The sequence below is a fragment of the Mesorhizobium sp. WSM4836 genome, from assembly GCF_055811815.1.
The window spans coordinates 208,723-218,856 of sequence record NZ_JBVVQF010000007.1 but is presented as its reverse complement, the minus strand read 5'-3'; the positions used below and the strand labels follow the sequence as shown (position 1 = coordinate 218,856).

8 protein-coding genes and 1 tRNA gene are annotated in these 10,134 nt (G+C 63.2%); 5 read left to right on the top strand and 4 right to left on the bottom strand.

Annotated features, from left to right (window positions below):
• Positions 1-782: 782 nt before the first annotated feature.
• Positions 783-856, bottom strand: a tRNA-Gln gene (locus tag AC0L2P_RS11810).
• A gap of 119 nt (positions 857-975) precedes the next feature.
• A complete protein-coding gene (locus AC0L2P_RS11805; RefSeq protein WP_473501366.1) occupies positions 976-1,908 on the bottom strand; it encodes a putative bifunctional lysylphosphatidylglycerol flippase/synthetase in 933 nt (310 codons plus the stop codon).
• 521 nt (positions 1,909-2,429) lie between these two features.
• Between AC0L2P_RS11805 and AC0L2P_RS11800 the strand changes: the two genes are divergently transcribed.
• Together AC0L2P_RS11800 and AC0L2P_RS11795 are read left to right on the top strand one after the other, a co-directional pair.
• The gene (locus tag AC0L2P_RS11800; protein WP_473501365.1) at positions 2,430-3,815 is read left to right on the top strand and encodes a Ppx/GppA phosphatase family protein; all 1,386 of its coding nucleotides are present in this window, start codon (positions 2,430-2,432) and stop codon (positions 3,813-3,815) included.
• Complete coding sequence (locus tag AC0L2P_RS11795) at positions 3,812-4,507, top strand: RlmE family RNA methyltransferase (RefSeq protein WP_473501364.1); 696 nt, start codon at positions 3,812-3,814, stop codon at positions 4,505-4,507. Before AC0L2P_RS11800 ends, AC0L2P_RS11795 begins: the two co-directional genes overlap by 4 nt.
• Positions 4,508-4,674: 167 nt before the next feature.
• Here the strand turns inward: AC0L2P_RS11795 and AC0L2P_RS11790 are convergent, their stop codons facing one another.
• A complete protein-coding gene (locus tag AC0L2P_RS11790; RefSeq protein WP_473501363.1) occupies positions 4,675-6,096 on the bottom strand; it encodes an MFS transporter in 1,422 nt (473 codons plus the stop codon).
• Positions 6,097-6,391: 295 nt separating this feature from the next.
• Here AC0L2P_RS11790 and guaB point away from each other — a divergent pair, with 295 nt between their 5' ends.
• From guaB to AC0L2P_RS11775, 3 genes are read left to right on the top strand one after another with little or no spacing between them, the layout of a single operon-like run.
• Positions 6,392-7,894 (top strand): IMP dehydrogenase, encoded by a 1,503-nt coding sequence (gene guaB / locus AC0L2P_RS11785; protein ID WP_473501362.1) that lies wholly within the window; start codon positions 6,392-6,394, stop codon positions 7,892-7,894.
• A 31-nt stretch (positions 7,895-7,925) separates the two neighbouring features.
• Positions 7,926-8,465, top strand: coding sequence for a hypothetical protein (locus AC0L2P_RS11780; protein WP_473501386.1), 540 nt, complete (start codon positions 7,926-7,928; stop codon positions 8,463-8,465).
• A 28-nt stretch (positions 8,466-8,493) separates the two neighbouring features.
• On the top strand, positions 8,494-8,913 hold the full coding sequence (locus AC0L2P_RS11775) for an MAPEG family protein (protein WP_473501361.1): 420 nt from the start codon (positions 8,494-8,496) through the stop codon (positions 8,911-8,913).
• Between the two features lie 11 nt (positions 8,914-8,924).
• Here the strand turns inward: AC0L2P_RS11775 and rnd are convergent, their stop codons facing one another.
• Positions 8,925-10,076, bottom strand: a complete 1,152-nt coding sequence (gene rnd / locus AC0L2P_RS11770; protein ID WP_473501360.1) for a ribonuclease D — start codon at positions 10,074-10,076, stop codon at positions 8,925-8,927.
• Positions 10,077-10,134 lie beyond the last annotated feature (58 nt).

The following is a 10,134-nucleotide window of genomic DNA, read 5'->3' as shown; positions in this document are numbered from 1 at the left end:
GAAGTCTATTGGCTCTCAACAATGTCCACAATCCACCCCCTCGAGCTCATTTCCACGTTTATGAGTTCACGACCTAGCAGATACGTAACGGAGAACATCAAACTGGAAACTGCATTCGCTAAATTCCCTATTATGTTGGGAGATGGGCGTCAGCAACCGTCACTGAATGTGGGATTGAAAGCGCCCTGGTCTTTTTGGCAGTTTACGGACAGAGCTGCCGTAGATGGGATCTCTGGGCCCGTCGCTGCGAGGGTATTTTTCGGAAACTCCTCGCAGCTTGTGGGGCTGGAACGTGGCAAAAACGTCGCATTGCTAGCGGTGGATGGCAAGAAACCGAGATCTGTCAATCGGAATGCTGTCTCCACCCCGCGTTCTCGAACAGTTGGCGTGGCTCGAAAATCAAAGTCAGTTAGCCAGGCCTCAATTCTCTCGAAGACTGTCACCAAACCGAAGTCGAAGCCATCAAACGTGCCCAGCGGTCAAGGGGGGGCGAATAACGGGGGTCGGTCAAGTGCTGGCGGGCAAGGGGGACAAGGGAAGGGAGGCGAATCTGAAAGCAGCCGATGAGCTGACAATGCCGGTGACGACATGGCCCAGCTTGACGTCACGTCGTGTGCACAGGCCGCTGCTGAAGTACTGCAAACGCTATAAACCAACTCATACGCGCCAATTTTTGTTTGGTCGGAAATGTGTAAGCGCCTATTCAAGGGTTTGTGTTGCAACGCATTCCACCCTAGCAACATCGTGTTGAGGGGTCCGGTAGCTAGGTCATTGAATTTTTGTGGCTGGGGAACCTGGATTCGAACCAGGACTAACGGAGTCAGAGTCCGTGGGTCTACCGTTAACCTATTCCCCAGCAGGCGCGGCTGTTGAAAACCGCGCGGGCAGGGCGACGATGTCGCCGCGCGTGCCTTGTAGCCGCCGCTGGAAAATAGTCAACCCTGTGTCTGGGCTCAATCGTCGGCTTCCGGCGCGTCAACTCTCACTGCGGCTGTATTGCGAGTGCTCGAAATAGAGCACTACGCCGAGCGCGATCAGCAGCGGGATGATCAGGTAGAACAGCCGGAACACCAGCAGCGCCGCCAGCACGCCGACCTGATCCATATGCGACAGTCCGGCAAGGAACACCACCTCGAAGACGCCGAGCCCGCCCGGCGCATGCGAGATCTGCGCGATCGAGAACGACACCAGGAAGACGCCGAGCACGACGAAATAACCGGGATTGCCGGTGGCGGGCAGGGCGAAGAAGATGATCGCCGCCGCCGCCAGCAGCTCGATCGGGCCGACCAGCAATTGCCGCGCCACGATCGGCAGTGCCGGATAGTGCAGCTGAAAGCTGCCGATCCTCAGCGGCCTCAGATGCAGCCAGCTGCCGAAGACATAGGCCGCCACCACGAGCAGCATGGCGAGTCCTGCCGCTTGCGACAGCTTGTGATGCGGCGTCCCGGAAAACCGGTCGATCACCTCGGGCTCGAGCAGCAGGACGATGCTTGAGACAAACAGCGTCGACAGCACGAATGTGATCCAGCAGATCGCCACCAGAATGCCGACATCCTGCCCGGTCAGGCCCCTGGTGCCGTAGGCTCGGTAACGGATCACCGCACCGGAAAATACCGAGCCGCCGATATTGTGCGACAGCGCATAGGTGGTGAACGAGCAGAAGGTGACGAACAGCCACGAGACTTTTTTGCCGATGTGCAGCAGTGCGATGTGGTCGTAACCGGCGAGCGAGGCATAGGCGATGACCGAGCTCAGCGCCGCCAGCACCCAGCCGCGCGCCGGGATGGCGACGATGCCGTCCCAGACGTCGTCGAGCGAGATGCCGCGCAATTCGTGCAGCAGCAGCCACAGCGAGAACACCACCGCGGCGATGCCGATGACGGGCCAGAAATAGCGCCTCCAGTTCATGGCGTGAGGATCATGCGTTGCAGCCTGTCCCGTTTTCCGGTTCGCAGCAGGAAAACCGCCCGCGGTCCCGAATGGTTCATTTCAGAAATGCCTCATTGAAGCCGGCTATTCAACCGGGAAGGCGCGTTGCGGCGCTGGCGCCTTCCCTTCTCCCCTTGTGGGGCCCGAAGGGCGGGCGAGGCCCGTGACTCGCCCCGGGCGGTGGATCGGCGCGCAGCGCCGAGCCGGATGAGGGGTGCCGGAAGAAACTCGGCTCGAAAAAATCGAATGACTTGAACGGATTACATCTTCAACGCCGCGATCCGTCCAGCACCCCTCATCCGACCGAGCTTCGCTCGGCCACCTTCTCCCACAAGGGGAGAAGGGGTCACCGACGTCGCCGCCTTCACGCCGCCGGCAAAATTCGCCGCGAGCACTCTTGGTGATCCGGCCCGGCGCTGATAGTCTGGCCGCAACTTGAAACATGTAAAAGCGCCTGCTGCGTCCGGTCTCCGGTTCGCGCGGCGCCGGAAGGAACGACAGTGGAAGACCACGACGCCGGCGCCGGCGCGCCGGAAGTGGGCGTGTCCAGGGGTTCGCCGCTGCCGTCCGGCCAGGCAAGCGCCGGACGCTACGGCCGTCAGGTGCAGCCCCGGTCCGGCAATGGACAGGCTGGCGACACGTCCCACGATCATAGGGGCCAGAACGGCCCGCATCAGAACGGCAAACCCAAGAAGCGGCGCAAGCGCCGGCGCGGGCGCAAGGTTTTCGCACGCGACGAGGCTCGTCCGCTGGCGGCCGGCGCCTCGGTGCCCGCCGCCAGCGAGGCCCCGGCCGCGCGCACGCCCCTGCCAGCGGCTTACGCGCCTCCGCCCTCAGCCCCGGCAACGTCGCCAAGGCCGGGGCAAGGCGCCCGCACGCCGCCACCGCTGCAGGAATTGCCGGTCTTTGCCGCGCTCGACCTCGGCACCAACAATTGCCGTCTGCTGGTCGCAGTGCCGACGCGCCATGGCCAGTTCCGCGTCATCGATGCCTTCTCGCGCATCGTCAGGCTGGGCGAGGGCCTTACTGCCAATGGCCGGCTCGGCGAGGCTGCAATGGATCGCGCGGTCGAGGCGCTGAAGATCTGCGGCGACAAATTGCGCAACCGCAAGGTCAGGAAGGCCAGGCTGATCGCCACCGAGGCCTGCCGAACCGCCGCCAACGGCGTCGAGTTCCTCAGGCGCGTCGAGCGCGAGGCCGGCCTGAAGCTCGAAATCATCGACCGCCAGACTGAGGCGCGGCTGGCGGTGTCGGGCTGCGGCTCGCTGGTCGAGCGCGACACGCAAGGCGTCGTGCTGTTCGACATCGGCGGCGGCTCGTCCGAAATCGCGCTGATCGACCTCACCGGTCAGCGCTCGCCAAGGCTTGCCAACCATATCGTCTCGTGGACCTCGCTGCCGGTCGGCGTCGTCTCGCTGGCCGAGCGTTTTGGCGGCCGCACGGTTACCCGCGAGATCTTTGGCGCGATGGTCGAGGATGTCGCGATGCGGCTGCGTGCCTTCGACGGGCGCGACCGTCTGAGCCACCTCCTGTCCAGCCCGAAATTCCATTTGCTCGGCACTTCGGGCACGGTGACGACGCTGGCCGGCGTCCATCTCGATCTCGAACGCTACGACCGCCGCCGCGTCGATGGGCTGTGGATGGATCGCGACAGCGTCGACCGCATGGTCGAAAAGCTGGTCGGCTGGGATTTCCAGCAGCGCGTCGCCAATCCCTGCATCGGCGCCGACCGCGCCGACCTGGTTCTGGCCGGCTGCGCCATACTGGAGGCGATCCGTGCCGTCTGGCCGTCGGAGCGGCTGCGTGTCGCCGACCGCGGCCTGCGCGAGGGCATATTGAGCGAGTTGATGGCCGATGACGGCGTCTGGCGGCGAGGCCGGCAATGACCAAGAAACCGGAAAGACCGAGTTCGGCCGGCATTCGCGTGCTGAAGACGAAGATCAAGAAGAAAAGCGGCTTGAAGGAATCGTCGCGCCGCTGGCTGCAGCGCCACATCAACGATCCCTATGTCCAGCGCTCGAAGGCCGACGGCTATCGCTCGCGCGCGGCCTACAAGCTGATCGAGATCGACGACAAGCACCATTTGCTCAAGCCAGGCATGAAGGTGATCGACCTTGGTGCGGCACCCGGCGGCTGGTGCCAGGTCTCCGCCGCACGTACGAAATCTACCGCTGAACACCCGAACGTCGTAGGCATCGACTATCTGGAGATGGACGCGGTGCCGGGCGCGCCGGTGCTGCTGATGGATTTCCTCGATCCCCAGGCGCCTGAGAAGCTGGCCGAGGCGCTGGGCGGGCCGCCGGACATCGTGCTCTCCGACATGGCCGCACCCACCACCGGCCACAAGCGGACCGACCACATCCGCACCATGCATCTGTGCGAAGTGGCGGCCGATTTCGCGCTGTCGGTGTTGAAGCCTGGTGGACATTTCCTCGCCAAGACCTTTCAGGGCGGCGCCGAGAACGAATTGCTGGCCAGGCTGAAGCGGAATTTCCGCTCGGTCCATCACGTCAAGCCGCCGGCCTCGCGTGATGAATCGGTGGAGCTGTATTTGTTGGCGAAGGATTTTAAGGGGTAGCGCCTTGTCCTTCTCCCCTTGTGGGAGAAGGTGGCCGAGCAAAGCGAGGTCGGATGAGGGGTGTTCCAGGGAACGCCGACGCCTCATTTCTTTCAACACCCCTCAACCGTCTCGGCGCTGCGCGCCGATCCACCTTCTCCACAAGGGGAGAAGGGAAGGGTTGTTCCTCAACTCCCCGGCGGGCTCACCGGCTCCAGCGTATTCGGCGGTGTCAGTCGGCCATGTCCCGAGACGGCATTGCCGGCGTCCGGCGCCAGCCGCATGAATGACAGCGAGGCCGCCGCCGATACCGCCGCTACGATGAAGAAGGCGGTGTGGAAGTCACTCAGCGTCAGTGGACCGCCATGGATCTTGGTCGACACTTCCAGGATGCCGCCGGCCAGCGCCACGCCGAGCGCGATCGCCAACTGCTGGAACACCGCCGTGATCGGCGTCGCCTTGCTGGTGTCGGCGGCCGAAATCTCGGCATAGGCAAGCGCGTTGATGCCGGTGAAGAACATCGACCGGATGAAGCCCCCGGCGAGCAGCATGGCGAGGATCAGCCCATAGGGCGTGTCGGGTGTGAACAGGCCGTTGATGGCGATGGACGCGGCAGCGATGAGCGAGCCCAATATCAGCACACGGCGGAAGCCGGCGACCCTGAAGATCAGGGCAGTGACGAATTTCATGCCTATGGCGCCGATTGCCGAGACGAAGGTGATCATGCCGGACTGGAACGGCGTCAGCCCGAAACCGATCTGGAACATCAGCGGCAACAGGAAAGGTACGGCACCGATGCCAATGCGGAACAGTCCGCCGCCGAGCACCGACGAGCGGAACACCCGATTGCGAAACAGCTCGAGTGCCAGCAGCGGATTCTTGGCGCGGCGCGCGTGCAGCAGGTAAAGTACCGCCGATGCCAGCCCAACGGCAACGGTGATAAAGCCGGCAGCGGGCGGCAGAGCCGGCAGACTGACCACCGACAGGCCGAACACAATGCCCGATGCCGCCAGCCCGCTCAGCACGAAGCCGATGAAATCGAGCGGCGGCGTCTCGGCAGGGTCGGTCTTCGGCAGGAAACGCGTGGCCAGCCAAATGCCGATCAGCCCAATCGGCACGTTGATCAGAAAAATCCAGTGCCAGGAGAAATAGGTCGTGATGAAGCCGCCGACCGGCGGACCGACCAGCGGGCCGACCAGAGCCGGAACGGTCAGCCACGACATGGCGGCGACGAGCTCGCTTTTCGGCGTCGCGCGTACCAGCACCAGGCGTCCGACCGGCGTCATCATGGCGCCGCCAATGCCTTGCAGGAAGCGTGAGACCACGAAAGCCGGCAGCGAATTGGACATGGCGCACGCGACCGAACCGATGATGAACACGGCGATCGCGGCACGGAAGACATTCTTGGCGCCGAAGCGGTCGGCCATCCAGCCGCTGATCGGAATGAAGATCGCCAGCGATACCAGATAGGCGGTCAGCGCCAGCTTCAGGGCGATCGGGCTGGTGTGGATGTCGATGGCGATCGCCGGCAACGATGTCGCAATGACGGTCGAATCCATGTTTTCCATGAATAGAGCGACCGCCAGGATAAGCGGAATGGTGCGGTTCACGATGGATCCGGCCTTGAAATATGCGTCCCGATTTTCTTGCCGGCCTTGGGGCCTAAACCGACACGTAGGGCGGTTAGCATGGCTTGGCCCGCATGTCGCATTAATTTGCCGTCACGTTTGTGCGACCGCAAGTCTCGCAGCACCTGGGGCAAAATGCATGGTCGCCACTACGCAACCATCGGCTTTTCAACGCCCACGGGACGTGTTACGAGCCAGCGCCAATCCTGAAAGGGAAGAAGACGAGTCGGCGCTGTCCATCAGGGCGAGCGCCTTTCATGTATTCCGAGGACTGGCCATGGCAAAAATTATCGAGACGTCCACCGGCGCACTGGCGCTGACCTTTGACGACGTGCTGCTGCAGCCGGGTCATTCCGAGGTCATGCCCGGCGAGACCGACATCCGCACCCGCATCGCCGGCGACATCGACCTCAACGTGCCGATCCTGTCGGCCGCCATGGACACCGTCACAGAAGCGCGGCTCGCCATCGCCATGGCTCAGGCCGGCGGCATCGGCGTCATCCACCGCAATTTCTCGCCGGCCGAACAGGCCGAGCAGGTGCGGCAGGTGAAGAAATTCGAATCCGGCATGGTGGTCAACCCCGTCACCATCGGTCCCGAGGCGACGCTTGCCGATGCGCTGGGTCTGATGCGCACCTACTCGATTTCGGGCATCCCGGTGGTCGAGAACGGCGGCACCGGCGGCCACACGGTCGGCCGGCTCGTCGGCATCCTGACCAACCGCGACGTCCGCTTCGCCTCCGATCCGGCGCAAAAGGTCTATGAGCTGATGACCCGCGAGAGCCTGATCACGGTCAAGGAGAACGTCGATCAGGACGAGGCCAAGCGGCTGCTCCATCAGCACCGCATCGAGAAGCTGGTTGTAGTCGACCGGGACGGCAATTGCGTCGGGCTGATCACGGTCAAGGACATCGAGAAGTCGCAGCTCAACCCGCACGCCACCAAGGATGCGCAGGGACGCTTGCGCGCCGCTGCCGCCACCAGCGTCGGCGATGACGGTTTCGAGCGGGCCGAGCGCCTCATCGACGCGGGCGTCGACCTTCTGGTGATCGACACCGCGCACGGTCATTCGCAGCGCGTCCTGGATGCGGTGACGAGGGCCAAGAAGCTTTCCAATTCGGTTCGCATCCTGGCCGGCAACGTCGCCACCGCGGAAGGCACCTTGGCGCTGATCGATGCCGGCGCCGACGCGGTCAAGGTCGGCATCGGACCAGGCTCCATCTGCACCACCCGCATCGTCGCCGGCGTCGGCGTGCCGCAGCTCTCGGCAATCATGTCGGCGGTCGAGACGGCGCAGAAATCGGGTGTTTCGGTCATTGCCGATGGCGGCATCAAATATTCGGGCGATCTCGCCAAGGCGCTGGCCGCCGGCGCAAGCGCGGCGATGATCGGTTCGCTGCTGGCCGGCACCGACGAGAGCCCCGGCGAGGTGTATCTGCATCAGGGCCGCTCGTTCAAAGCCTATCGCGGCATGGGCTCGGTCGGTGCCATGGCACGCGGCTCCGCCGATCGTTACTTCCAGGCCGAGGTGCGCGACACGCTGAAACTGGTCCCGGAAGGCATCGAAGGGCAGGTGCCGTACAAAGGACCTGTGTCTGGCGTGCTGCACCAGCTTGCAGGCGGCCTGAAAGCCGCTATGGGTTATGTCGGTGGCCGCGACCTTGCCGATTTCCGCGAGCGCGCCACTTTTGTGCGGATATCCAATGCCGGACTTCGTGAAAGCCACGCCCATGACGTCACGATTACCCGCGAAAGCCCGAATTATCCTGGCGGAGCCTGACCGTCATGCGTTTTGGCGCAATCTGGCGGCAATGATCCTGCGGCTGTCGCGCCACGCCGCCGCACTCAGTGTCGCCACCGTGGCGGTTTTCATTGTCATGACGGCGATGGAGTTCCTCTATTTTCGCCAATTGAGCGGCGGTCTGCCGTCGCTCGACATGCGCTATGCCGGTTTCACTCCGGATGAGGGCATGGCCTGGCTGACCGCGCTCGGCCGGCGCGGCAGCGAGATCATTCTCGTCTGGCATTACCTGACCTTCGACCTGGTGTTTCCGGCGCTGCTGTCGCTGACGATGGTCAGCCTGATCCTGGCCACGGGGCGGCGGCTGAAGAATTTCCGTGCACTGCCTGCCCAAACCCAGGCGATATTCGCAGCTGTGCTGGTGCTGCCTTACACGCTTGCCGACTATGCCCAGAACATCGCCGTGGCTCGTCTTTTGTCCGATTTTCTGTCGGCCAATCCGGATTCGCTATCCCTCGCCTCGGCGCTGATCGTCACCAAATTCGCCCTGCTGGCGATACCGGTGATAGTCATTGCGGCTTTCACTTTGCTGGCTCAGAAACGGCCTTGAAGGCTGGGTGACAACGACAGGGGGCGTCTTGAACCAGACCGCGATCTTCTGGCCGATGCTGGCGCAGGTGCTGCTGGTCTATGTCGTCTATGTCGTAATGGGCCGGCGCCGCTATGGTGCGGTCAGATCGGGCGAAGCCAAGACCGGCCAGTTCAGGACGCGCTCGACGGAGCCTGGCTCCAGCATCACCGTCGCCAACAATCTGAGCAACCAGTTTGAACTGCCAGTCCTTTTCTACGTCTTATGCCTGACGCTGCACGTGACCAATGGCGTCAATTATCTGACCTTGGCACTGATGTGGATATTTGTCGTCTCCCGCTATCTTCACGCATCGGTCCACTTGACTAGCAATCGGCTAATCCTGCGCAGCAGGGCATTCTACCTGGGCGCGGTAGTTCTCGCACTTGGCTGGATATGGCTGGCGCTGCATCTGCTCGGCTTGGTCTGACCAGATCAAGACTATACCTCGAACACCGCGATCTTGCGTTTGTCGAACCTGATGGCGAGTTCACCGTGCACCAGCTTGAGCGCGGCCTCGCCAAAAACGGCGCGCCGCCAACCTTGCAGTGCAGGCACGTCGGCTTCCTCGCCCTCGGCAGCGATGCGGTCGATGTCGTCGCTGGAGGCGAGTACCTTGGATGCGACGCCTTCCTTTTCGGCAACGATCCGCAGCAGCACCTTCAGCAACTCCGCAGCGGCGCTCGATCCCTCCGGCGGCTGGAAGCTCTTCGGCAGCTTCGGCATCTCTTCCCTGGGCAGGGCAAGGGCGGCGTTTACCGCGCCAAGCAGTGCCGTCGCCGTCGACGAGCGCTCCCAGCCCTTCGGCGTGGTGCGCAGCTTGCTCAGCGCCGCCGCGTCGCGCGGCGCCTGCTGCGCCACTTCGTAGATCGCATCGTCCTTGAGCACCCGGCCGCGCGGCACGTCGCGCTCGCGCGCTTCGCGTTCGCGCCAGGCGGCCACCGCCTGCACGATCGCCAGTTCCTGCGGCTTGCGCAGCCGCATCTTGAGCCGCTTCCAGGCATCCTCTGGATGCGGATCGTAGGTCTCGCGCGAGGTCAGCACGTCCATCTCCTCGTTCAGCCAGTGGGCGCGGTTTTCCCGCACCAGCTCGGCGCTGAGATGCTTGTAGACCTCGATCAGGTGGGTGACGTCGGCGAGCGCGTAGTCGAGCTGCTTTTCGGACAGCGGACGGTGGCGCCAGTCGGTAAAGCGCGAGGACTTGTCGAGCCGCGCGCCAGTGATGCGCTGCACCAGCTGGTCGTACGAAACGCTGTCGCCGAAGCCGCAGACCATCGCCGCGACCTGGGTGTCGAACACCGGATGCGGCACCAGATCGCCGAGATGCACGATGATTTCGATGTCCTGGCGCGCCGCATGGAAGACTTTGACGATCGCCTCGTTGGCCATCAGCCTGAAGAACGGTTTCAGGTCGATGTCGGGCGACAGCGGATCGATCAGCGCCGTCACCCCGGGCGCTGCCATCTGGATCAGGCACAGGATCGGCCAGAAGGTGGTTTCGCGGATGAATTCGGTATCGACTGTGACGAATTCCGCCTTTTCGAAAGCGGCAATAGCGGTCTCGAGTTCTTTCTGGGTGGTAATGACGTGCATCAAATCGCTTTTGGCAAGAAATAGGGTCTCTTTCAATTTCAGCCGCGCGCGCTTTCGT

Excerpts from the sequence above, each read along its gene's own strand:
- AC0L2P_RS11795 (WP_473501364.1), top strand. The coding sequence starts at position 3,812 with ATGACCAAGAAACCGGAAAGACCGAGTTCGGCCGGCATTCGCGTGCTG.
- AC0L2P_RS11805 (WP_473501366.1), bottom strand. The coding sequence starts at position 1,908 with ATGAACTGGAGGCGCTATTTCTGGCCCGTCATCGGCATCGCCGCGGTG.
- rnd (WP_473501360.1), bottom strand. The coding sequence starts at position 10,076 with ATGCACGTCATTACCACCCAGAAAGAACTCGAGACCGCTATTGCCGCT.
- AC0L2P_RS11780 (WP_473501386.1), top strand. The coding sequence starts at position 7,926 with ATGATCCTGCGGCTGTCGCGCCACGCCGCCGCACTCAGTGTCGCCACC.
- guaB (WP_473501362.1), top strand. The coding sequence starts at position 6,392 with ATGGCAAAAATTATCGAGACGTCCACCGGCGCACTGGCGCTGACCTTT.